Origin of the sequence: Halorarius halobius (assembly GCF_024298865.1) — an archaeon.
Lineage (GTDB): Archaea > Halobacteriota > Halobacteria > Halobacteriales > Haloarculaceae > Halorarius > Halorarius halobius.
The window spans coordinates 3,708,732-3,729,076 of sequence record NZ_CP101161.1 but is presented as its reverse complement, the minus strand read 5'-3'; the positions used below and the strand labels follow the sequence as shown (position 1 = coordinate 3,729,076).

Here is a 20,345-nt window from a genome sequence, read left to right as displayed (position 1 = left end):
GGCCAGTTCACAGGCTGGCATGGCAACGGACCCAAACGCGGCCGTCTACGACTGGCCCGTTCCGGCCGGGACACCCGCTCGCGAGGTGTGGTACGGGCTCGCTGGCCCCGCCGACGGGTCGGCCGCGTTCTGGTACCGGTACACGCTCCTGTCGACCGAGAGAGGACGGCAGGAGGCACGGCTGTGGGCCGCAGTCACCGACACCGACGGGGACTCGGTGTTCCGCTCGGAGGCGGTCACGCTCGACGAGGCGGCGCTGGACGACGACCCGTTCAGGTACACGCTCCCCGCGGGGGAACTCCGCTCGGACGGCGCCCGCGGCCGTCTCGGGGACGTGTCCTGGGACCTCTCGTACGACTCCGACGAGTACGCGTTCACCCCCCTTCGGAGCCAGCGGCTGACCGACGTCCTCTATCGGTTCGCCGGCACCGGGAAACACTGGAGCCGCAACGAGGCCGTCCACGTCGACGGGGAAGTGGCCGTCGGGGACCGCACGCTCTCGCTCGACGGCGCCCCAGGACATCAGGGCCACACGCTCGGGGCGTCGCCCCCAGAGCGGTGGACGTGGCTACAGTGCAACGGGTTCGACGACCCCTCCGTCGCCGTCGAGTGTCTCAATCTCGACGGAACCGTGTCGATGTGTCTGCGCCGCGACGGCGAGGTGCACGCCCTGAACCGCGTCCGCGACGTGGTCGGCCCCGTCGCCAGCGAGACGGACCACGTCGAACCGGGTCGGTGGTCGTTCTCGGGGAGCGGTGAGGGGGTGGACCTCTCGGTGGAGGTGGTCGCGGACACCGACCACTGGCAACGGGTCGCGTACATGACGCCCGACGACACCCCCCGGTACAACGCTCACTGTTCCGTCTCGGAGGTGACGCTCACGTACAGCGTCGACGGCGAGGAGCGGACGCTGACCAGCGACGCGGGCCGCGCGGAATGGGTCGACTCGACGAAGCCGGTGGCCGGCGAGTACCGGCCGACGTGGGATTAGAGGACGGTGCCGTGTTTCTTGTCCGGGCGGTCCTTCTCGACGTCCTCGTAGAACTCGTAGCGGGCGGCCAGTTCCCCCCGTAGCTCCGAGGGCGGGATTATCTCGTCGATGACCACCTCGCTGGCCATCCGATGGGCGTCGATGTCCCGGCGGTACTCCTCGCGGAGTTCCTGTTCGCGCTCGGCCCGCTTTTCGGGGTCGTCGATGGCGTCCAGTTTGTTCGCGTAGACGGCGTTGATGGCCGCCTCCGGCCCCATGATGCCGATTTCGCCCGACGGGAGCGCGATGGTCGACTCGGGGTCGTAGGCGGGGCCCGACATCGCGTAGATGCCCGCACCGTACGCCTTGCGGACGATGACGCACTGCTTGGGGACGGTGGCCTCGCTGGTCGCGTATATCATCTTCTTCCCCTTCTCGAGGATGCCTTCCTTCTCGACGGCGGAGCCGGCCATGAAGCCCGGCGTGTCACACAGGTACAGGAGGGGAACGTTGTAGGCGTCGCATTTCCAGACGAACTGCGCGGCCTTCTCGGCGGCGTCCGGGAAGATGGCGCCGGCCCGCTCGGCCGGCTGGTTGGCGACGATGCCGACCGGGCGGCCGTCGACGCGCGCGAACGCGGTGATTATCTCCTCGCCGTAGTCGGGCTGGAGTTCGAAGAAGGAGCCGTGGTCGACCACGCGGTCGATGACGTCCTCCATGTCGTACGCCTCGTTGGGCGACTCGGGGACGATGGCGTCGATGCCGCCGGGCGATTTCATCGGCGACTTCGCGTCGGCGCGTGGCGGTTTCTCGTCGCTGTTGTCCGGCAGGTAGGTGATGAGCTGGCTCACGAGGTCGCGAGCGTGTTCCTCGTCGCGTGCGACCAGGTCCGCCGACGAGGAGTGCTGGGCGTGGATTTCGGGGCCGCCGAGTTCCTGCATGTCGATGTCCTCGCCGGTGACCATCTCGACCATCCGCGGCGAGGCGATGGCCATCGCCGACATCCCCTCGACCATGATGGTGAAGTCCGCGAACACCGGCGTGTAGGCGGCGCCGGCGATACAGGGGCCGTACAGCACGCATATCTGTGGCACCCGTCCGGACAGCATCGAGTGGTTGTAGTAGTACTTCCCGATGCCCTCGCGGTTGGCGAAGAACTCGGTCTGTTTGTCGATGCGGCCGCCCGAGGAGTCCATCAGGTAGAGGACGGGCTTGCCGGTCTTGAGTGCGCGCTGTTGCATCCGGAGGAACTTCTCGGTGCCGCGTTTCGCCATCGACCCGGCCTTGACGGTGAAGTCGTTGGCCATGAAGTGGACGTCCCGGCCCTCGAACTCGGCGGCGCCCGTCAGCAGGCCGTCTGCGGGCACGCGGTCGGACTCGTCGTACTCGTCGACGTTGGGGGAGTTCGGATGCCAGCCGTCGAAGTGGGCGAACTTCCCGTCCTCGAACGAGAGGCCGTCCTCACCGAACCAGAGGTCCAGCCGGTCGCGGACGAACAGTTTCCCCTGCTCGGAGAGCCGCTCCTTGTACTTCGAGGGGCCGCCGGCCTCGATGTCCGCTATCTCCTCGAGCAGTTCCTCCTCGCGGGCCGTCGGGCCGAGGTCGTCCTCGATGGGCGCGGTGAGGTCCACGTCCCGGACGAGCACCGGCTCGTCGCTCTCCCCGACGTACACCGCTATCTCGTCGTCGTCGGTGTGTTCCGACAGGGCGCTGGCGATGGCCTCCGCCTCCTCGCGGGTGGCTTCTGCCCCGATGCGAACCTTCATACACCAATAGCTCCGCCACCGGCGGTAAATCGGTTTCCGTTCGTTCCTAACTGGAAACCAGTTGGGAGTTCACGCCAGCACGGCTTCGAGCCGGTCCACGAGCGACTCGTTGCCGACGTGGACGGGCACGCGCTGGTGGAGGCCGTCGGGCTCCACGTCCAGCAGTGACTGCTCGCCGTCGGAGGAGGCGCCGCCGGCCGTCTCCACGACGTGGGCGATGGGGTTCCCCTCGAACTGCAGGCGGAGTTTCCCGTTCGGCGCGGAGTCGAGGCCGGGGTACGCGAAGATACCGCCGTACTCCAGCACCTGGTTCACGTCGGCTATCATCGCGCCGCCGTACCGGAGTTTGAGCTCCCGTTCTATCTCGCGGGCGTACGACTCGAACGCGTCGGGCCAGTCGGGGACGCGCCCGCCGAACCCGTAGACGACGGGCTCGCTGGGGAGCGTCAGGGCCTCCGTGACCGCCGTGGTCTCTCCGTCGTCGTCTATCACGTACTCCGTGACCTCGCCCTCGTGGGCGACGGTCATCGTGGTGATGGGGCCGTAGAGGACGAACGCCGACGCCACGAGGTCACGGCCCGGGGCGGGAAGCGGGGTGTCGTAGACCCCGACGATGGTGCCCATCGCGTTGTTCGACTTCAGGTTCGAGGAGCCGTCCAGCGGGTCGCAGGCGACGTGGAGCCCCTCGTCGCTCGCGACGGTCATCTCCTCGCGCTCCTCGCTGGCGTAGGCGGCCACCGAATCGAGCGCGAGGATGCGCTCCTCCAGCAGGTCGTCGGCGTACACGTCCGCCGCCAACTGCTGTTCGCCGGAGGGGTTCTCCGCGGTGTCGTACACGCGCCGGCCCGCCAGTCCGCCGCGTATCTCCGGCGCGGCCGCGGCGACAGTTTCGATGACGCGGTGCATCTACTCGGCGTACTCGAGGGCGGCGTCGACGGACGCCTCCTCGAAGATGACCTTCTCCAGCGCGTCGAGAATGCGGGTGGGGTCCTCGCGCTGCCAGACGTTGCGCCCGACGGCGAGGCCCGCGCCGCCGGCGTCGATGACCGCCTTCACCGACTGGAGGAACTCGCGGTCGGTGGTCTTCGAGCCGCCCGACATGACCACCTTCGTCTTGCCGGCGACGCTCACGGCGTGTTCCATCGCCTCCTGGGAGCCGGGGTACTTCACCTTCGCCACGTCCGCGCCGAGTTCGTGGGCCAACCGCGACGCGTAGGAGATGGTCGACGGCTTCGTGTCGTTCTTCAGCCCCTGCCCCCGCGGGTACGACCACATGACGACGGGCATGTCGTGTTCGCGGGCGTTCTCGTGGGCGTCGCGGAACTCCTCGACCATCTCTATCTCGTGGTTGGAGCCGCCGTAGACGGTGAACCCGACCGAGGAGGCGCCCACCTCGCGGGCGTACTCGACGGAGCAGTTGACCGCCGAATCCGGCTCGCCCATCCAGAGGTTCGACGTGCCGTTGAGCTTCATCAGCAGGTCGACCTCGTCCTCGTAGGAGGGGTAGTACGCCTCCGCGGGCCCCTTCTGGACCGCGATGGAGGTGACCGCGGGGTGGGTCGCGGCCTCGAACGTCCGGGCGGGGTCCTCGCTACCCGGCAGTCCCTCGAAGTCGACCGGGCCGTGTTCCAGCCCGTGGTCGTACGCGAGGATGAGTACCTTGCCGTCGCGGGAGAGTGGTGCGTCGTCGAAGGGGAGCATACGTGTTCGTCTGTAACTACCTGGACAAAGAAGCTACTGATACGCCCGCTGGCGTCCGCCTGGGTCGTCCGCGCGACGGGCGGGCCGTCCACGCGGGCGCGGGGTTCCGGCAGTCTTTACCGCCCCCGCGTCGACCAGCCACGTATGCGTGGACTCGACGACATCGACACCGTCGGCGTCGTGGGCGCCGGCACGATGGGCAACGGCATCGCACAGGTCGCCGCGGGCGCCGGCTACGACGTGGTGATGCGCGACGTGGAACAGGAGTTCGTCGACCGGGGGATGGACGCCATCGACGACTCGCTGTCCCGGTTCGTCGACAAGGGCGACATCTCGGCCGACGAGAAACGGGAGACGCTCGACCGGGTCGTCGGCGCGACCGACCTCGCGGACCTCGCGGACTGCGACCTCGTCGTCGAGGCGGTTATCGAGGAGATGGACGTGAAACGCGACGTGTTCGCGGACCTCGACGAGACGGTCGACGACGACGTCGTGCTGGCGACCAACACCTCGACGCTCTCGATTACGACCATCGCGGCGGCCACCGACCGGCCCGAGCAGGTCGTCGGCCTCCACTTCATGAACCCCGTCCCCCTGATGAAGGGCGTCGAGGTGGTCGTCGGGGAGAAGACCGCTGAGGAGGCGGTCGACCTCGCGCACGACTTCGCCGAGGACCTCGACAAGGAGACCTGGGAGTCGGACGACAAACCGGGGTTCGTCTCCAACCGCATCCTGATGCCGTGGATAAACGAAGGCATCCGCGCGTACGACGAGGGCGTCGCCACCAAGGCGGACATCGACCGCGGGATGAAACTCGGCACGAACGTCCCGATGGGGCCGCTGGAGCTCGCCGACCACATCGGGCTCGACGTCTGTCTCGACGCGACCCGGACGCTCCACGAGGAGCTGGGCGACCGCTACACGCCGGCGTACCTGCTCAAGCGGAAGGTCGACGCCGGCGACCTGGGCAAGAAGACGGGACAGGGGTTCTACGAGTACTGACACGCGCCCCCGGGTTTTTCCCGTTTTCGCGCCGTTGTACGCGGTATGGCACAGACAGCCACCGCCCGGAACGCACTGCGCGGTCTCAGCGTCGGAACGATGCTTCTGGAGGCGCTCAACGCCGCACGCAAGGGAAGCTGGAAGGTCGCGGCGGCGCTTCTGGGCGCCGCGGCCCTCGCGTACCACCACTCGGGGCTGGGGCTGGTCGTCGAACTGGCGATTCGGCTGTTCCAGTACCTGCGGTAACCCGTTCTTTCTCGGACGTAATCGTCCCTTATCGACCGACTGCACGCCCGCTCAGTGAATAATCCGCTTGGGCGGACAAGTGTACCCCTACCCGTGTCCGCCGCTACCCGTCCCTCCGTCTGCGGGGGGTATGTGTTTTGTGGCTTTGCCTGGGTCGAGAGACGGCACACAGTGGGCGGTTCCCGCGCCGTCGCTCGAAACAGCCAAGTGGTGGGAGTCGAACCCACGGGCATGGACCTGAGCCTCACGCCCGAGCAGAAGCAAATCAAGGAGATGGTCTCGGAGTTCGTCGACGAGGAAGTCGTTCCGCGGGCCTCGGAGATAGACCACACCGACGAGTTCCCGTGGGACCTCGTCGACGAACTGGCGGAGTTGGGGCTGATGGGGATGCCGTTCCCCGAGGAGTACGGCGGCGCGGGGCTCGACTACCACGCCTACCCGATGGCGCTAGAGGAGATCTCCCGGGGGTCGGGCGGACTGGGCACCATCGTCGCGGCCCACATCTCGCTTGCGGGCAACATGGTGTACGAGTTCGGCGACGACGCGCAGAAGGAGGAGTACCTGACGCCGCTCGCGGAGGGCTCGGATATCGGCGCGTTCGCGCTCTCCGAGCCGGGGGCTGGCTCCGACGTGCCCGCGATGGAGACCACCGCCGAGGCGGACGGCGACGGCTACCTCGTCAACGGCAACAAGCTCTGGATTTCGAACGGCTCCGTGGCCGACACCGTCACCCTGTTCGCCAAGACCGACCCCGAGGCCGGCAACAAGGGTATCTCCTCGTTTATCGTCCGGCCCGAGGAGGACGACGGCTTCATCGTCGAGGGGACGGAGGACAAGCTCGGCGACAAGGGCTGTCCCACCGCCGAGTTACGCTTCGACGACATGTGGATTCCCGAGGAGCGCCGCCTCGGCGAGGAGGGCCGTGGCTTCGTCCACGCGCTGAAGACGCTCAACGGCGGCCGCATCACCATCGCCGCCCGCTCGGTCGGCATCGCACAGGCCGCGCTCGACGCCGCGACCGAGTACGCGACGGACCGCGAGCAGTTCGACCAGCCCATCGCGGAGTTCCAGTCCATCAAGCACAAACTCGCGGACATGGACACGAAGACCCGCGCGGCGCGACTGCTGATGCACGACGCCGCAGACAAGAAGATTCGCGGCGAGAGCTTCATCAAGGAGGCCGCGCAGGCGAAACTGTACGCCTCCGAGGTCTCGCGTGAGGTCGCCAACGAGGGCATCCAGATTCACGGCGGCTACGGCTACACGAAGGACTTCCCCGCCGAGCGGTTCTACCGCGACGCCAAACTCAACGAGATTTACGAGGGCACCAGCGAGGTGCTCCGCAACACCATCGGCGACGACCTGATAAACTGACTACTCGCCGCCGACCCGCTGCTCGAACCACTCGTACTGTCGCTCGACGCCGCGCCGGCCGGCCTCGGACAGCGAGAACACGTCCGCCAGCCCGTCGACGCGCTTCTCGACGTGCCCCGTGTCTTCCAGCGCCCGCAAGGCCGCCCGGAACTGCTCGGGGTCGATGCGTCGGTCGTAGCGGTCCTGCAGGGCGGACTTGAGTTTCTGGGCCGGCATCTCCTCGCCGTACAGCAGGATACAGATGTCGCGGCGCGTGCCGCTGGCGAGCCATTTGGACATGGCCGACCGAACGACCCCCGGAGCCGTCAACGTTGCCGTCCGAACCGACACCTACGGGTATCCCCCGGCCGTAGCCTCGCCCATGACTGACACCGCGAGCGCCGAGGCGAACGGCATCACGGCCCGCTACCGCGAGACCGACGAGGAGCGACTCCTCACCTTCGAGCGGGACGGTCGGACCGCCGCCGTCGCACAGAACGTCGAGGGGTACGCGATGCTGAAGGTGCGCCCGACCGTCGACGGCGACGAACTCGAACGCTACTACGGGTTCGACATGGCGCTGGACCACGCCGCCGAACTGCTCGGCGTCTCCGCGCCCGACTTGCCGGTGCCCGACGACGCCGCGGACATGGGGATGTAACGCTACGCGAACGCTTTCTCGACGACGTCGAGGAACGCGTCGGGCTGTTCCGCGTGCGGGAGCAGGTCCGCGCCGTCGACGACGTGGAACTCCGCGCCCGCTCGCTCGGCCATCTCCCGTCCCGTCTCGGGGTCGGGCATCCGGGCGTCGCTCCCCCACACGACCGTCGTGGGGGCGTCGAGGTCAGCCAGCCGCGCCCCGAGGTCGGCGTCGAGGTTGAGATACCCCGAGACGAACGAGGCGGGGGCGTACCGCGCGCCTTTCTGGTGAGCGACCCGCCAGTCGTAGTCGACCCACGACTCGGTGACGCGGTCGGAGTCGGCGAACCCGTGGTCCGCGAGGTTCTTGCGGATGGACGGTTTCGAGACGACGACGTTGAACAGCGCCTCGCCGACGACGGGCGCACGCAGGAGGCTCCGGAGCCAGCCCCGCTTGCCGGGGATGGCCGTCGCCGTCGGGCAGACGAGCAGGAACGACTCGACGGGCGCCTGTTCGGCGGCGACGGCGGCGTAGGCGGCCGACAGCGAGGAAGCGAGTACGCGGGGCTCGTCGGCCACGTCGCGCAGGAACTCGCGGACGAACGCGACGTACAGCGACCCCGAATAGAGGAGGGCGGGCCGGTCTGAGCCGCCGAACCCCGGCAGGTCCGGCGCGAGGACGTGGTACTCCTCCGAGAGCGAGTCGACGACGTTCACGAACTCGTGGGAGGAGCCTGCGGCGTTGACGCCGTGCAGGAGAACGAGGTCCGGGTCCGCGGGGTCGCCGGCCTCGGTGTAGGCGACGTCGAACCCGCGCCACCGGTAGGCGGTCTGCTCGCGCTCCAGCGGCGGGTCGAGGTCGGCGGCCCGGAGCGTCCGGTTGGCGAGCGCGACGCCGCCGACGCCGGCGGCGGCCGCGAGGAGGGCGTTGCGGAGTTTCACGCTCACCGATACGGGCGCCCGGGCCAAAAACCCGGCCGAACCGGCGCACGGTCGCCGGTTCTCACCGGGTGGGACGCGGGACCTGCAGTTATCGCCGGTGGTGTCGAACTCTTGGGTATGAGCCGCATCCTCCTCGTTTACGCGACCGGCGAAGGCCAGACCGAGAAAGTGGCGACCAGACTCGCCGACCGACTCCGCGGGGCCGGCCACGAGGTGACCGTCAGCCACGTCTCCGAGACTGACGCCGCCGCGGTCGAGGCCGCCGACGGCGTCCTGCTCGCGGCGTCCATCCACATGGGGAAGCCACAGGACGCCGTGGTCGCGTTCGCGAGCGAGCACCGCGACCTGCTGGCCGCCCGCCCGAGCGGCTACGTCGAGGTGTGTCTCTCCGCCGCGGTCGACGACCCGGAGCGGCAGGCCGACGCGCACCGCTACGTCGACGAGTTCCGCGAGCGGACCGGCTGGGACCCCGATGCAGTCGGCGTGTTCGGTGGTGCGGTCCGCTACTCGCAGTACGGCTTCCTCAAGCGCCGGCTGATGAAGCGCATCGCCGCGGAGGCGACGGGCGACACCGACACCTCCCGCGACTACGAGTACACTGACTGGGACGCGGTCGCGGCGTTCGCCGCCGAGTTCGGGGACCTGGTGGTCGGCGATGTGGAGGCCGCGCCGTGACGTCGAGCGTCACGGTGCCGCGGCCGCTCCGCGTCTCGTCGGTTGCGGCGCTCGCGCTCGCGGCCGTCGCCAGCGGCGCGGGCCTGCTCACCGACGTCTACCGCCGGGACCCAGCGGTCCTGCTCCCGCAGTCGCTCGGCCAGGACCTCCTCACGCTCGTCGTGGCGGTGCCGGCGGTCGCCGTCTCGCTGTGGTACGCCGCCCGCGGCTCCCGGCGCGGCTACGTCGCGTGGCTCGGCACGCTCGGCTACCTCGCGTACACGTACGCCACCTACGCCACCATCGCACGATTCAACGAACTGTTCCTCGTGTACGTCGCGGCGTTCGGTCTGTCGCTGTTCTCCCTCGTCGGCGGGGTCGCACACCTCGACCTCGCGGGACTGAAGCGGGCGTTCGGCCGGCGGCCCGTCTGGCCGTACGTCGCGTTGCAGGTCGCCGTCGCCGTCCTGGTGGGGGCGGTGTGGCTCGCGGAGATACTCGCGGCGACGCGCTCCGGGACGGTCCCGGCCAGCGTCGCGGACACCGGCCTCCCGACGAACGTCGTCCACGTGCTCGATTTGGGTGTGGTCCTCCCGGGGTTCGTGGTCGCGGCGTACCTGCTCGCGCGCCGCCATCCGTGGGGGTACGCGCTCACCGGCGTCCTGCTGGTGAAGGCGGCGACGCTCGGACTGGCCGTCCTCTCGATGGCGCTCGTCCAGTCGCTCGCGGGCGAGGCGGTGCCGCTCCCGATGCTGGTCGTCTTCGGTCTCGTGAGCGCGCTCGCACTGCTGGCGACTGCCGGGTTCCTCCGGGCGCTCGGTCCCGGCCGGCCCGCGCGGACGGAGGGGGTCGGCTACGGCGACCCGACCCGGTAGCTCACCCCTCCCACTCCTCGAACGACCGGTAGATACCCTTCGAGAGATACCGCTCCGAGGAGTCGGGGAACACCGTCACCACGGAGTCGTGGGGCAACTCGACATCACCGCTGGCCGCGCGCTCGGCTACGTCGCGGGCCGCGACCGACGCCGCGCCCGCCGAGGAAGCGACGAGGTGGCCCTCCTCGCTGGCCAGCCGCTTCAGTTCGTCGTGGGCGTCCCGGTCCGCGACCGCGCGTATCTCGTCGACCAGTTCGGGGTCGAACAGCTCGTTCGTCGTCGGGTCGTGGGTGCCGATGCCCTCTGTCTTGTACTCCGCTTCCTCGGGGTCGTCGCCCGCGAACGACCGGTACAGCGACCCCTCCGGCTCGACGGCACAGACGTACGTGCCGGGCTCCTGTTCGCGGGCGTAGCGGGCCATCCCCATCAGCGTGCCCGCCGTCCCGCACCCCGCGACGACGGCGCCGACCTCGCCGTCCAGCGCCTCGAAAATCTCGGGGGCGGTGGTCGCGTAGTGGGCCTCGGCGTTCAGCGGATTGGAGAACTGTTGGGGGACGACCGCGTCGTCCAACTCGTCGGCGAGTTCGCGGGCGCGCTCGATGGCCCCGCCCATCCCTTCGTCGGTGGGCGTGTTGATGACCTCCGCGCCCAGGGCGGCCATCAACTGCTGTTTCTCCTTCGAGAACCGCTCGGGGACGACGAACACCGCCTGCAGGCCGAGTTGCCGGGCCGCGACGGCGATGCCGATGCCGGTGTTGCCCGCCGTCGGCTCGATGACGGTGCCGCCCTCCCCGATGTCGCCCCGTTCGAGCATCCGTTCGAGCATGTACTTCCCGATGCGGTCCTTCACCGACGCGCCGGGGTTGAACGACTCCAGTTTCGCGTACACCGGCACCTCGTCGGGGGACCCGTGGACCCGGACCAGCGGCGTCTCCCCCACCGTGTCGAGCACGGAGTCGAGCGGCTCCCGATGCGTGGTCATGTCCCCGCAAAAGTTGCCGCCCGAGAAAAAGCCGCGGGTTCCGTACCGGGCGTTACTCGTCGTCGTCTTTCGGCGTGATGTCCGGTTCCCGCTCGACGATGGCGGCCTCCGTCAGCGCGTCCTCCACGTCGACGCCCGACTCCTCGGCCAGCGCCTCGATGATGGCGCGTTGCTGGGCCAGTTGCGTCTCCAGTTCCGTCACGCGTTCGTTTGTGTCGTTGACGGTCTCGCGGGTCTCTTCGACCTGCCCGCGGAGCTGTTCGAGGCGGTTGTACGTCTTCTCCGCCTTGTCGGCGACCGTCTGAATCTTCTTTGCGGTGTCTCCGAGTCCGACCATGTGGGTACGTGGCGGCCCGCATCCGTCACGCTTTCCCTCCGACACGATTTAAGGAGGGGCCGACCGCAGGCGAACACATGGACGACGTGCGTGCCGCTCCCACCGCCGGAATCGTCGGCTGTCTCCTCGTGCTCGCGGTCCTCGCGGTGCCGTACCTGCTCGTCGACGCGGGCGGGGTCGGCGCCTACTACGCGGCCGGTGCCATCTCGCCGCTCGTCGCCGGCCTGTTCGCGCTGGTCGGCGTCATCGTGTTCGCCGCCGGGCGCGAACAGCGGTCCGACCCGCCGCTGGTCGCGGGTGCGGGACTGGTGTTCGGCGCGTTCGTGTTCCTCATCTGTGTGCTGTGGGCCGTCACCGTCCCCGGGGGACTGGTGCTCCAGTTGGGCGAGGTCTCCGGGTTCGGCGCGACGGTGCTGGAACTCCACCGGTGGGTGCTCGCGCTCGTCAGCGTCACCGTCCCCGTGGCCGCCGGCTGGTACGCGCGGGCGCTGGGGCTGGTGTAGGACGGCCGCGCCGCTTTCCCTGTGAAATCGCGGATGAATGGATGGACGGACGGGGTTGCCTGGCCGTTCCAGCACGGGGAATCCCGGTTGCCTCCTCCACCCCGCGACCCCACGGGCGACAGGTGTCCGCGGGTCCGCTGCTCACTTCCGTGCCTGACGGAGTGCCCACGGTCAACCGCGTCACGACCTCCCTGCAGAGGCAGTGACGCGGACCGCTGCCCTCGTGAGACGAGGCTTCCACGTTGGCTCCCGGGGCCCGTGCTGGGCGGGCCAGACGCGCCCGGGTTTCGGTCCCCCCTGAAGACCATAGTGGGGGCGAGGGGCGGGGCCTAACCGCCCGACCTAGTCCAGTTTCACCTACCGCGGTGCCACATAAGGGCCTTTCGGGTCGGCGGTCACGACGGGGCCGGAAACGGAACCTGGACGTCTCGACGGTGACCGCTCAGTCGTCGCCGGATGTCTCGACGGCGACCGCTCAGTCGTCGTCGCCGCTGAGCGCCTCCGCCTCGGTGACGGGGCCGCTGAGTTCGATACCGCCCCCGAGTTCACGCTGGGGGTACGGGATGTCGATGCCCTGCTCGTCGAACCGCTGTTTCACGTTCTTCACGTACTCGGCACGGGTGCGCACGAAGTCGGCCCGGGAGGGGTTCGCTATCCAGATGCGCGACTGGAGGCCGACGTACGAGTCCGCGAGTTCGGTCAGGCGGACCGACGGCTCGGGGTCGTCGAGTATCTCCGGGTGGTCGCGGGCCTCCTCGATGATGATGTCGGTCGCCTGGTCGATGTCGTCGTCGTAGCCGATGCCGAACACGAACTTCAGGCGGAGTTTGTCCTTGGCGACGGGGTTCTTGATGACGCCGTCGGTCAACTGGCCGTTCGGGACGGTCAGCAGTTCGTTGTCGAACGTCCGGACACGGGAGACGCGAAGCGAGATGTCCTCGACGATGCCGGCGTTGCCGTCCCACTCTATCCAGTCGCCGATGCGGAACGGCTTGTCGGTGTAGATGAAGATGCCGGCGACGAAGTTCTTGATGACGTCCTGCATCGCGAAACCGATTGCCAGCGTCGCCGCGGCCGCGACCGTCGCCAGCGACTGCAGGAAGTCGCCGAAGCCGGCCAGTCCGAACGCGACGGCGATGGCGACGAACACGACGACGATACCGACCAGCCGCTTTATCGGGCGCTTCGCGTGGGCGTCGAGGCCGCGTTTGTCCAGCGCCCGGTCCGTCAGCGGGCGCAACAGCGTCCGGCCGACGAGGTAGACGGCGACGAACACGACGACGAACACGATGGCCTGCGCGAGCGGCTCCGCGAGGCTCGCAAGCGCCGTGTTGCCGAGCAACTGGTTGAGGAACTGCTCGACGAACCCGGTCGCGTCGGTCGACTGTAGCGGCACGAGCCACGCCATCAGTGGAACACCGCCGTGTGGCCGCGGGTCCGTATCAACTCGGCGTCGGCCCGCTCTGCGAGCTGTTCGGCCAACTCCTCGGTGGTCGTGCCGCCGCGGGCCGACCGCAGGAACTTCACCTTCACCAGGTCGCGGTCCTGCAACTGGCTCCGCAGTTCGTCGACGACGGGGTCGAGCCCCGACTTGCCGACGCGAAGCGTCGCGTCGACGTCGTGGGCCCGCTCCCGCAGGTCCTGACTCATACGGCTGGGGTTCGTACCCCCGCGGTTTGAAAGTTACCGAAACGGATGCCTGCCGGCCCAGCGCCCCGGATTACCGGTACGGGTAGCGTGCCTGTGCTCCGCAGTCACAGGTGACCACGACGTGTCCTTCCCGTGTTCTGACGCGGGCGTTGCGGCCCGGCACCAGGTAGGCGTCGCAGGCGTCGCAGGTGAACCGCTTGAACCGGTCGGGCAGGTCGAGTCGGTGCCGCTCGGCGACCCGGCGGGCCCGCCTGACGTACGAGCGCGCCCGCTGGTCGTCGCCCTCGCGGGCGGCCTCGCGGGCGAGTTCGTGCAGTCGGTCGATGCGCTCCGCGGCGACGCTCACGCCTGCGTCGAGTCGGCCGGTGCGGATAAATCCGCCGTCTGTACGGAGTCGGCAGGTTCAACTGCCGACGCGGCGGAGCCCCGGACAGTGAGGGTCAGCCACTACTTCGAGTGGGAGCGGTTCGTCACCGGCGGCCAGGCCCAGTCCGTCGCCAACCAGCGGCGGGTCCTCGAGGACCACGGCATCGACTACACCACCGACCCCGACCTGTCGGCGGACCTGCTTCACCTCAACAACATGGGGCCACGCTCCGTGCTTACCGCGTGGCGGGCGCGGCGTCGGGGTGTCCCCGTCGTCGTCACGACCCACCAGACGGCCGCCGACTTCGAGAACAGTTTCGCCTTCTCGAACGCCCTCTCGAAGCCGATGGGGCCGTATCTGGAACGCGCCTACTCGCTGGCCGACCGACTAATCTGCCCCTCCGAGCACAACCGCGCGGTCGTCGACGACTACACTGACACGCCCAAGCGGGTCATCTCCAACGGGTTCGACCCCGCGAAACTGGCGGGCCACGACGACCCCGACCTCCGCGAGCAGTATCTCGACCGATACGACCTCGACCCGCCGGTCGTGTTCACCGTGGCCCACGTCCTCAAGCGGAAGGGGCTCGAGACGTTCATCGACACCGCCCGGGCGATGCCCGACACCGAGTTCGTCTGGTTCGGTTTCCTCCAGCCGACCCACGGGCCGCTCGGCAAACTGCTCCAGAGCGGCGACACGAAGCGACTCGTCGAGTCGGCGCCGGACAACTGCACGTTCACGGGCTACGTCGAGGACATCGCCGGCGCGTTCGCCGCCGGCGACGTGTTCTACTTTCCCACCCACAACGAGAACGAGGGGATGGCCCTGCTGGAGGCGATGTCCTGTGGCGTTCCCCCGGTCGTGCGCGACATCGAGACGTACGACTGGCTCGCGGACGGCGAGGCGTGTCTGAAGGCCGACTCCGCCGGGGGGTTCGAGACGGCCCTGCGGCGAGTGCTCGACGACCCGGAGGAGCGCGAACGGGTCGGGGCGAACGCCCGCGCGGTGAGCGAGCAGTTCACGCTCGACGCCGTCGGCGAGGAGTTAGTCGGCCTCTACCGCGAGTTGGCCGAGAACACAACCCATTAAGCGCCCACCCGCGAACGCCGACGCATGCCCCCGGCCGTCGCCGCGTTCACGGACACCTACCTGCCGACGGTCAACGGCGTCACCTACACCGTGCAGTCGTGGCGCGACGCGTGGGCCGAGCGCGGCGGCCGGATGCACGTCGTCTACCCCCGCGCCGCCGACCACGCGCCCGCGGTCCGGGAACATCCGGTCCGGAGCCTCACGTTCCCGTTCTACGAGGGGTTCTACGCGGGGCTCCCGCAGGTGCCCTCGGGACTGTGGGACGTCGACGTCGTCCACGCACACACCCCTTTCTCGCTGGGACTGGCGGGTGGACGGCTCGCCCGGAGCCGAGACCTCCCGCTCGTCGCCTCCTACCACACGCCGACCGCCGAGTACGCCGACTACATCGCCGAGGGGTCGCTCTCGCGGGTCATCGAGCGGGTCGCCGGCGCCTACGAGAAGTGGTTCATGAACCGCGCGGACGCCGTCGTCGTCCCCTCGGAGCCGGCCCGCAAGCACCTCCACGAGTTGGGCGTCGACGCCCCCGTCGAAATCGTCCCCAACGGCGTCGACACCGACCGGTTCAGCCCCGTCGACGAGGAGACGCTCGCGGCGTTCCGCGAGCGCCACCACCTGCCGGACGGGCCACTCGTCGGCTACACGGGGCGGCACGGCTACGAGAAGAACCTCGATGCCATCCTCGAGGTGGCTCCGGACCTCGACGCGACGGTCGTGTTCGGCGGTGACGGGCCCGCACGCGGCTCCCTGGAGTCGAGGGCGGCAGACCTCGACGCGGACGTGCGGTTTCTCGGGTTCCTCGACCGCGAGGAACTGCCTGCCTTCTACGCGGTGCTCGACGTGTTCGCGTTCCCATCGCCCGTCGAGACCCAGGGGCTCGTGGCGCTGGAAGCGAACGCCTGCGGCACGCCCGTCGTCGGCGTGAACGCCGGTGCGCTCGAGGAGACCATCGACGACGGCGCGACCGGGTTCCACTTCCCCCGCGGCGATACGGACGCGTTCCGTGCCGGTATCGAGCGGGCCATCAGGGAGAACGGTCGGTTGCGGGAGGCGTGTCTCCGGCGACGCGAGGCGGTCAGCCTCGACCACGCCGTCGACACGCTCGCGGACGTGTACGCGTCGGTGCTGTGACTACTCCAGGGCGTCGCCGATGCGCTCGAGTTCGCGCCGGATGTCGTGGAGTTCGTCGCGGACCTTGCGGACCTCGCGGACGAGTTCCTCGTCGGCCTTCGACGACGACTCGCCGCGCTCGCCGCCGGGGCCGCCGGGCTGACCGCCCAGCGCGCCGCCGGGGCCGCCGCCCATCATGCCGCCCATCATCTGTGCGAACGGGTTGCCGCCGCCGCCGCCCATGCCGCCCGGGCCGCCGCCGGGACCGCCGCCACCGAGCATCTCCTCCATCTTCTCCTCGCGCGAGAGGTCGCCTTCCTCGCCCTCGCGCTCTTCGGCTTTCTGCTGACGGATTTCCTCGACGCGCTCGCGGAACGACTTCTCCTCGCTGTCGCCGTCGTCCGCGTCGGGCTCTGCCTCGGACTCCTCGGGCTCGTCGTCTGCCATGCACCGGGGTTGGCGACGGCGCGGGAAAAACGTGCGGGGTTGCGGCTACCGCGAGAGCCGACGGGTCAGCGCCGTCACGACGCCGACCATCGCCAACAGGACCGCGAGGTTGAACCCCATCGTGAACACCGGCCGGTAGGGAGCGGCGACCCACACGTCGATGACGCGCTGGGCGCTGGCGTAGAAGCCGACGGCCGCCACGAGCGCGAACAGTAGCGCGACCGCCAGCGCGCCGCCCTGCAACGCCGTCGAGAGGTCGTAGCCGAACAGGCTGAGCCCACGGTCGGGGTCGGATATCGGCTCGATGTCGGGGCTTCCGGCCGGCGCGTCGCCCGCGGCGGCCGCTGGGTCGGTGTACTCGCTCATGTCGGTGTCGTTCATCTCCGTGGTCTCCGTTCGTTCCGTCGCTGGTGTGGCAGCGGGGTCCTCGTCCCCGGCGGTTCGCTCGCCGTCGCCCGGGTCGCCGGCGTCGCTCACGCCGACCACCTCCGGGCCAGCAGGCCGGCGCCGGCGAGCGCCGCCAGTCCCGCCATGAGGCCGAACCCGGGCTGGCCGGCCGGCGTCGGCGAACTGGGCGGCGTCCGCTCTGCGTCCTCCGGCGTCGGCGACCCGGCGGCGAACTCGCCGGAGTCGAGGTCGACGTCCTCGCGGGTCTCGTTCTCGGGGACGGTACGTTGCGGGTTCAGGTCCGCGCCGGCCCGTGCTGACCCGACGATGACGCCGTCGCGCCACAGCACCGCATCGAGATAGTAGCTGTAGTCGTCGGGCACCGTCAGCGTCGCCGAGGGTATGGCGGTCCGACCGGGTTCGACGGCGCCGATTGGCACCGAGGCGCGGTCCGCGACGATGTTCGAGTCGGCCTGTCGTGCGACCAGCACCACCCGGAGCCCCTCCACCGTCTCGTCGCCGGCGTTCGTCAGGTACGCCGAGACGTTGAGCGTCGTCCGGTTGTCCGCGACCGACCGGACGCTGTACTCGATAGGCGGGATGGTCGCGGCGCCGTCGAACTGGTGGAACCGGACCGTCGAGTCGGCGTACGCGGGCACGAGGCTCCCGACGCCCCGCACCTGCGTCCGGCTCTCGGCGACCCGGCTGTCGCTCTCGTAGACGACGGTGTCGAGGCGGTAGTCGCCCTCGCGGGCGACGGTGAGGTTCACGCTGCTCGTCACCTCCCGGTCGCCGGTGACGTTCCCGAGCGTGCGGCGCGCCCGGTCGACAACGAGGCCGGTGTCGGCGTCGACCGCTCGGTAGCGCACCTCGACGTCGCGTGCCGGACCGCCGCGGTGTTCGAGGCGTGTGGTTACCGCCAGCGTCGCGGTCTCCCCGCCCACCTCGCCGGCCGACAGGGCAGTCTCGCGGACGTCGAGGTGGCTCGGCCGGATTCGGTCGTCGGCCGGCGTCGTGGTGATACCAGGGACGGCGGCGGCCGCCACCAGGAGGGTAGCGAGGACGGCGACTGCACCGCCGGCGAGGAGGGCGACCCGTTCCATGTGGACTGGTCCCGTGGGGCGGGATAAGTGTCTTGTGCGAGAACGCCCGCGTTCGCGGCTCAGAAGGCACCCAGCGACGACTGGCGGGCGGGCGGGTCGCCGTCCGGGTCTACCTCGTAGCCCACGAGGTCACGGAGGTCGACGGCGTAGGCGGTGCCGGCGGTCTCCACCACGAGTAGTCGGCCCTGCACTCCGCGGATGGTGCCTGATGCCAGCGTCTCGGGCACCGGCTGTTCTTCGAGCGCGAAGCCGTAGTCGAAGCGGTACGACGCGATGACGTCGTGGTCGGCCACCAGTGTCGCCCAGGCGTCGTCGTCCACCTCCCGGTGGAGCCCGCGACGCTTCGTCGCCACCCGCACGCGCTCGCCGACCGTCTCGCCGATGTCCGACTCCACCTCGCGGGCGACGGCACCGTCCGGCACCGTAAGGATGTGCGCGCCGCGGTCGGCACCTTGCTCACGGAGGCGCGTCTCTACGCGGCCCGAGCGGGTGACGCCAACCTTGAACGTCGCCGGGGCGAACCCCGCGAGGTAGACGGCGTGCTCGCCCTCGCGGTCGGCTATCATCCCCTCGTGCCAGCGGTCGGCGTGAACCGAGCAGTACGGCGCCGTCGCGTTCGGGCAGGCGTCGTGTCGGTCGTCCTGGACGACGCCGGCACAGTGGCGCTCGCCGAGCGCGTACGACAGCCGGGTCCCGGCAGTCAGCGGGACGCGCTCGACTGCTCCTGCGTCGGCGACCAGCAGGGCGGGGTCGGGGACGGGTTCGTAGCCGACTATCTGCACGCCGCGGGCTACGCGTCCGGCGACCAAATGCGTGCCGACCACCCGCGGGCGCGGGCGAATCGACCCCCAAGGCTAAGAGGTCGCCGTGCGAATCGCTTGCATGCTCGACGCCTCGTTGCGGGTGACCGTCGGTGACGGCGTCTCCTTCGCGCTCACCGTCGAGAACGCGGGTAACGAACCCGTGGAGGTGACGTTCCGCGACGCGGCGAAGGTCGACTTCGTGGTGTACGAGGACGACCGCGAGGTGTGGCGGTGGTCCGAGGGGAAGGCGTTCGCGCAGGTGTTACAGCCGGCGCGGTTCGAACCCGGCGAGGAGGCCGTCTTCGAGGAGTCGTGGCCGACGCCGCAACCGGGCGATTACACCGCCGAGGCCACCATGCGGGTCATGGAGGCCGACGTGTCGGCGCGGACGCCCTTCTCAGTGTGAGTGTTCGGGAACCAGTTCCCGGACCGCGCGCCTGACGGCGTCGTCGCTGGAGCCCGACGGCTCCCACCCGAGCGCGGACAGTTTCTCGATGGACAGGCGCATCCGCGGTACGTCGCCGGTCCAGCCGCGGTCGCCGCCGGTGAACTCGTAGTCGGGGTCCAGCCCCATCTCGTCGGCCACGATGTCCGCGATGGTGGTCACCGACGTCGTCGTGCGGGTGCCGAGGTTGTACGTGTTCACCGGCGCGTCGGCGTGCTCGACGACGTGACACATCGCGTCCACGCAGTCCTCGATGTGCATGTACGACTTCTCCTGTCGGCCGTCGCCCAGTATCTCGAGGGTTTCGGGGTCGCGGCTCAGTTTGTCGATGAAGTCCGGGACGACCGCACCGAGCTGGAGGCGCGGCCCGACGATGTTGGCGAACCGGAACACCCACGCGGTGAACTCGTGGCTGTGGGCGTACACCGACAGTAACGCCTCCTCACCGAGTTTCGAGGCGCCGTACACCGAGATGGGCTCCAGCGGCGCGTAGTCCTCCGGCGTGGGTCGGGGAGCCTCCCCGTAGACGACCGACGAGGACGTGAAGGCGACGTTGCGGACGCCCACCTCGTCCATCCGCTCGACGACGTTCTCCGTCAGCGTGTTGTTCACGCGGTACTGGTCGATGTCGTCGGCGCTGGCGTCCTTGTCGGCGGCGAAGTGGAACACGCCGTCGACGTCCGGCGTGATGGCCTCGGCGACGACGTCCGGGTCAGTGAGATCCCCCTCGACGAGTTCGCAGTCGTCGGGCACCCAGTCGCGGCGGCCGTTCCGGAAGTCGTCGACGACGACCACCTCGTTGTCGGTCACCAGTCGGTCTGCGAGATGCGAGCCGACGAACCCCGCCCCGCCGGTCACGACCAGTCGCTCGCCCTGAAGGTCCATGCGACCGGCTGGACCGGCACCGACCAAGTGTGTTCCGATGGCGCTCCCCTCGGCGACAGTTTGGTAAGGCCCCGAGCAGACTGCCTACC

Annotated in this window: 26 protein-coding genes and 1 other RNA gene; 11 read left to right on the top strand and 16 right to left on the bottom strand. The window is 69.5% G+C overall.

Annotation, left to right across the window (positions count from 1 at the left end; genetic code table 11):
• Nucleotides 1-19: 19 nt before the first annotated feature.
• Nucleotides 20-991, top strand: a complete 972-nt coding sequence (locus NL112_RS19660; protein ID WP_255150549.1) for a tocopherol cyclase family protein — start codon at nucleotides 20-22, stop codon at nucleotides 989-991.
• On the opposite strand, the gene NL112_RS19655 is transcribed toward NL112_RS19660, so the two are convergent.
• The 3 genes from NL112_RS19655 to NL112_RS19645 form a co-directional block, all read right to left on the bottom strand.
• A complete protein-coding gene (locus NL112_RS19655) occupies nucleotides 988-2,736 on the bottom strand; it encodes an acyl-CoA carboxylase subunit beta (RefSeq protein WP_255150548.1) in 1,749 nt (582 codons plus the stop codon). The genes NL112_RS19660 and NL112_RS19655 overlap by 4 nt on opposite strands.
• 69 nt (nucleotides 2,737-2,805) lie before the next feature.
• A complete protein-coding gene (locus NL112_RS19650) occupies nucleotides 2,806-3,642 on the bottom strand; it encodes a class 1 fructose-bisphosphatase (RefSeq protein WP_255150547.1) in 837 nt (278 codons plus the stop codon).
• Complete coding sequence (locus NL112_RS19645) at nucleotides 3,643-4,437, bottom strand: class I fructose-bisphosphate aldolase (protein WP_255150546.1); 795 nt, start codon at nucleotides 4,435-4,437, stop codon at nucleotides 3,643-3,645.
• 144 nt (nucleotides 4,438-4,581) lie between these two features.
• On the opposite strand from NL112_RS19645, the gene NL112_RS19640 reads away from it, so the two are divergent.
• From NL112_RS19640 to NL112_RS19630, 3 genes are all read left to right on the top strand, one after another.
• Entirely contained in the window at nucleotides 4,582-5,439 is an 858-nt protein-coding gene (locus NL112_RS19640) for a 3-hydroxyacyl-CoA dehydrogenase family protein (protein ID WP_255150545.1), read from the top strand.
• A 45-nt stretch (nucleotides 5,440-5,484) separates the two neighbouring features.
• Nucleotides 5,485-5,685: a hypothetical protein gene (locus tag NL112_RS19635; RefSeq protein ID WP_255150544.1), complete on the top strand. Its 201-nt coding sequence runs from the start codon at nucleotides 5,485-5,487 to the stop codon at nucleotides 5,683-5,685.
• Nucleotides 5,686-5,916: 231 nt separating this feature from the next.
• Entirely contained in the window at nucleotides 5,917-7,059 is a 1,143-nt protein-coding gene (locus NL112_RS19630) for an acyl-CoA dehydrogenase (protein WP_255150543.1), read from the top strand.
• Here NL112_RS19630 and NL112_RS19625 read toward each other — a convergent pair whose 3' ends face one another.
• Nucleotides 7,060-7,338: a PadR family transcriptional regulator gene (locus NL112_RS19625; RefSeq protein ID WP_255150542.1), complete on the bottom strand. Its 279-nt coding sequence runs from the start codon at nucleotides 7,336-7,338 to the stop codon at nucleotides 7,060-7,062.
• 82 nt (nucleotides 7,339-7,420) lie between these two features.
• Between NL112_RS19625 and NL112_RS19620 the strand changes: the two genes are divergently transcribed.
• Nucleotides 7,421-7,699: a DUF7111 family protein gene (locus tag NL112_RS19620; protein ID WP_255150541.1), complete on the top strand. Its 279-nt coding sequence runs from the start codon at nucleotides 7,421-7,423 to the stop codon at nucleotides 7,697-7,699.
• A gap of 2 nt (nucleotides 7,700-7,701) precedes the next feature.
• Here the strand turns inward: NL112_RS19620 and NL112_RS19615 are convergent, their stop codons facing one another.
• A complete protein-coding gene (locus NL112_RS19615) occupies nucleotides 7,702-8,619 on the bottom strand; it encodes an alpha/beta fold hydrolase (RefSeq protein ID WP_255150540.1) in 918 nt (305 codons plus the stop codon).
• A 117-nt stretch (nucleotides 8,620-8,736) separates the two neighbouring features.
• On the opposite strand from NL112_RS19615, the gene NL112_RS19610 reads away from it, so the two are divergent.
• Together NL112_RS19610 and NL112_RS19605 are read left to right on the top strand one after the other, a co-directional pair.
• Complete coding sequence (locus NL112_RS19610) at nucleotides 8,737-9,294, top strand: flavodoxin domain-containing protein (protein ID WP_255150539.1); 558 nt, start codon at nucleotides 8,737-8,739, stop codon at nucleotides 9,292-9,294.
• Nucleotides 9,291-10,148: a hypothetical protein gene (locus NL112_RS19605; RefSeq protein ID WP_255150538.1), complete on the top strand. Its 858-nt coding sequence runs from the start codon at nucleotides 9,291-9,293 to the stop codon at nucleotides 10,146-10,148. The genes NL112_RS19610 and NL112_RS19605 overlap by 4 nt, the downstream gene beginning before the upstream one ends.
• A 1-nt stretch (nucleotide 10,149) precedes the next feature.
• On the opposite strand, the gene NL112_RS19600 is transcribed toward NL112_RS19605, so the two are convergent.
• Nucleotides 10,150-11,130, bottom strand: a complete 981-nt coding sequence (locus tag NL112_RS19600; RefSeq protein WP_255150537.1) for a PLP-dependent cysteine synthase family protein — start codon at nucleotides 11,128-11,130, stop codon at nucleotides 10,150-10,152.
• A gap of 52 nt (nucleotides 11,131-11,182) precedes the next feature.
• A complete protein-coding gene (locus NL112_RS19595) occupies nucleotides 11,183-11,467 on the bottom strand; it encodes a DUF5798 family protein (protein ID WP_255150536.1) in 285 nt (94 codons plus the stop codon).
• A 77-nt stretch (nucleotides 11,468-11,544) separates the two neighbouring features.
• Between NL112_RS19595 and NL112_RS19590 the strand changes: the two genes are divergently transcribed.
• A complete protein-coding gene (locus NL112_RS19590; RefSeq protein WP_255150535.1) occupies nucleotides 11,545-11,970 on the top strand; it encodes a DUF7548 family protein in 426 nt (141 codons plus the stop codon).
• A gap of 39 nt (nucleotides 11,971-12,009) precedes the next feature.
• On the opposite strand, the gene ffs is transcribed toward NL112_RS19590, so the two are convergent.
• The 4 genes from ffs to NL112_RS19570 form a co-directional block, all read right to left on the bottom strand.
• An RNA gene (gene ffs, locus NL112_RS19585) (signal recognition particle sRNA) lies at nucleotides 12,010-12,323 on the bottom strand.
• Between the two features lie 122 nt (nucleotides 12,324-12,445).
• A complete protein-coding gene (locus NL112_RS19580) occupies nucleotides 12,446-13,378 on the bottom strand; it encodes a mechanosensitive ion channel family protein (RefSeq protein WP_255150534.1) in 933 nt (310 codons plus the stop codon).
• The gene (locus tag NL112_RS19575; RefSeq protein ID WP_255150533.1) at nucleotides 13,378-13,620 is read right to left on the bottom strand and encodes a YhbY family RNA-binding protein; all 243 of its coding nucleotides are present in this window, start codon (nucleotides 13,618-13,620) and stop codon (nucleotides 13,378-13,380) included. Before NL112_RS19575 ends, NL112_RS19580 begins: the two co-directional genes overlap by 1 nt.
• Nucleotides 13,621-13,690: 70 nt before the next feature.
• On the bottom strand, nucleotides 13,691-13,966 hold the full coding sequence (locus NL112_RS19570; RefSeq protein WP_255150532.1) for a ribonuclease P protein component 4: 276 nt from the start codon (nucleotides 13,964-13,966) through the stop codon (nucleotides 13,691-13,693).
• On the opposite strand from NL112_RS19570, the gene NL112_RS19565 reads away from it, so the two are divergent.
• A complete protein-coding gene (locus NL112_RS19565; RefSeq protein WP_350356141.1) occupies nucleotides 13,931-15,076 on the top strand; it encodes a glycosyltransferase family 4 protein in 1,146 nt (381 codons plus the stop codon). The genes NL112_RS19570 and NL112_RS19565 overlap by 36 nt on opposite strands.
• 24 nt (nucleotides 15,077-15,100) lie before the next feature.
• The gene (locus tag NL112_RS19560; protein WP_255150530.1) at nucleotides 15,101-16,207 is read left to right on the top strand and encodes a glycosyltransferase; all 1,107 of its coding nucleotides are present in this window, start codon (nucleotides 15,101-15,103) and stop codon (nucleotides 16,205-16,207) included.
• On the opposite strand, the gene NL112_RS19555 is transcribed toward NL112_RS19560, so the two are convergent.
• The 4 genes from NL112_RS19555 to NL112_RS19540 are packed head-to-tail and all read right to left on the bottom strand — an operon-like array spanning nucleotide 16,208 to nucleotide 18,905.
• A complete protein-coding gene (locus NL112_RS19555; RefSeq protein ID WP_255150529.1) occupies nucleotides 16,208-16,633 on the bottom strand; it encodes a hypothetical protein in 426 nt (141 codons plus the stop codon). It lies immediately after the preceding gene.
• Between the two features lie 45 nt (nucleotides 16,634-16,678).
• Nucleotides 16,679-17,110: a DUF8060 family membrane protein gene (locus tag NL112_RS19550; RefSeq protein ID WP_255150528.1), complete on the bottom strand. Its 432-nt coding sequence runs from the start codon at nucleotides 17,108-17,110 to the stop codon at nucleotides 16,679-16,681.
• Nucleotides 17,107-18,123, bottom strand: a complete 1,017-nt coding sequence (locus NL112_RS19545) for a DUF7490 domain-containing protein (RefSeq protein ID WP_255150527.1) — start codon at nucleotides 18,121-18,123, stop codon at nucleotides 17,107-17,109. Before NL112_RS19545 ends, NL112_RS19550 begins: the two co-directional genes overlap by 4 nt.
• Before the next feature lie 59 nt (nucleotides 18,124-18,182).
• Nucleotides 18,183-18,905, bottom strand: coding sequence for a DUF2797 domain-containing protein (locus tag NL112_RS19540; protein ID WP_255150526.1), 723 nt, complete (start codon nucleotides 18,903-18,905; stop codon nucleotides 18,183-18,185).
• Nucleotides 18,906-19,005: 100 nt separating this feature from the next.
• On the opposite strand from NL112_RS19540, the gene NL112_RS19535 reads away from it, so the two are divergent.
• Nucleotides 19,006-19,332 carry a BsuPI-related putative proteinase inhibitor gene (locus tag NL112_RS19535; RefSeq protein ID WP_255150525.1) on the top strand — a complete coding sequence of 109 codons (327 nt, stop codon included), beginning with the start codon at nucleotides 19,006-19,008 and terminating at the stop codon, nucleotides 19,330-19,332.
• Here NL112_RS19535 and NL112_RS19530 read toward each other — a convergent pair.
• The gene (locus tag NL112_RS19530) at nucleotides 19,324-20,256 is read right to left on the bottom strand and encodes an NAD-dependent epimerase/dehydratase family protein (RefSeq protein ID WP_255150524.1); all 933 of its coding nucleotides are present in this window, start codon (nucleotides 20,254-20,256) and stop codon (nucleotides 19,324-19,326) included. The two genes, NL112_RS19535 and NL112_RS19530, sit on opposite strands and share 9 nt — an antisense overlap.
• Between the last annotated feature and the right edge of the window lie 89 nt (nucleotides 20,257-20,345).

Excerpts from the sequence above, each read along its gene's own strand:
- NL112_RS19660 (WP_255150549.1), top strand. The coding sequence starts at position 20 with ATGGCAACGGACCCAAACGCGGCCGTCTACGACTGGCCCGTTCCGGCC.
- NL112_RS19655 (WP_255150548.1), bottom strand. The coding sequence starts at position 2,736 with ATGAAGGTTCGCATCGGGGCAGAAGCCACCCGCGAGGAGGCGGAGGCC.
- NL112_RS19650 (WP_255150547.1), bottom strand. The coding sequence starts at position 3,642 with ATGCACCGCGTCATCGAAACTGTCGCCGCGGCCGCGCCGGAGATACGC.
- NL112_RS19645 (WP_255150546.1), bottom strand. The coding sequence starts at position 4,437 with ATGCTCCCCTTCGACGACGCACCACTCTCCCGCGACGGCAAGGTACTC.
- NL112_RS19640 (WP_255150545.1), top strand. The coding sequence starts at position 4,582 with ATGCGTGGACTCGACGACATCGACACCGTCGGCGTCGTGGGCGCCGGC.
- NL112_RS19635 (WP_255150544.1), top strand. The coding sequence starts at position 5,485 with ATGGCACAGACAGCCACCGCCCGGAACGCACTGCGCGGTCTCAGCGTC.
- NL112_RS19630 (WP_255150543.1), top strand. The coding sequence starts at position 5,917 with ATGGACCTGAGCCTCACGCCCGAGCAGAAGCAAATCAAGGAGATGGTC.
- NL112_RS19625 (WP_255150542.1), bottom strand. The coding sequence starts at position 7,338 with ATGTCCAAATGGCTCGCCAGCGGCACGCGCCGCGACATCTGTATCCTG.
- NL112_RS19620 (WP_255150541.1), top strand. The coding sequence starts at position 7,421 with ATGACTGACACCGCGAGCGCCGAGGCGAACGGCATCACGGCCCGCTAC.
- NL112_RS19610 (WP_255150539.1), top strand. The coding sequence starts at position 8,737 with ATGAGCCGCATCCTCCTCGTTTACGCGACCGGCGAAGGCCAGACCGAG.
- NL112_RS19600 (WP_255150537.1), bottom strand. The coding sequence starts at position 11,130 with ATGACCACGCATCGGGAGCCGCTCGACTCCGTGCTCGACACGGTGGGG.
- NL112_RS19595 (WP_255150536.1), bottom strand. The coding sequence starts at position 11,467 with ATGGTCGGACTCGGAGACACCGCAAAGAAGATTCAGACGGTCGCCGAC.
- NL112_RS19590 (WP_255150535.1), top strand. The coding sequence starts at position 11,545 with ATGGACGACGTGCGTGCCGCTCCCACCGCCGGAATCGTCGGCTGTCTC.
- NL112_RS19580 (WP_255150534.1), bottom strand. The coding sequence starts at position 13,378 with ATGGCGTGGCTCGTGCCGCTACAGTCGACCGACGCGACCGGGTTCGTC.
- NL112_RS19575 (WP_255150533.1), bottom strand. The coding sequence starts at position 13,620 with ATGAGTCAGGACCTGCGGGAGCGGGCCCACGACGTCGACGCGACGCTT.
- NL112_RS19560 (WP_255150530.1), top strand. The coding sequence starts at position 15,101 with ATGCCCCCGGCCGTCGCCGCGTTCACGGACACCTACCTGCCGACGGTC.
- NL112_RS19555 (WP_255150529.1), bottom strand. The coding sequence starts at position 16,633 with ATGGCAGACGACGAGCCCGAGGAGTCCGAGGCAGAGCCCGACGCGGAC.
- NL112_RS19545 (WP_255150527.1), bottom strand. The coding sequence starts at position 18,123 with ATGGAACGGGTCGCCCTCCTCGCCGGCGGTGCAGTCGCCGTCCTCGCT.
- NL112_RS19535 (WP_255150525.1), top strand. The coding sequence starts at position 19,006 with ATGCTCGACGCCTCGTTGCGGGTGACCGTCGGTGACGGCGTCTCCTTC.
- NL112_RS19530 (WP_255150524.1), bottom strand. The coding sequence starts at position 20,256 with ATGGACCTTCAGGGCGAGCGACTGGTCGTGACCGGCGGGGCGGGGTTC.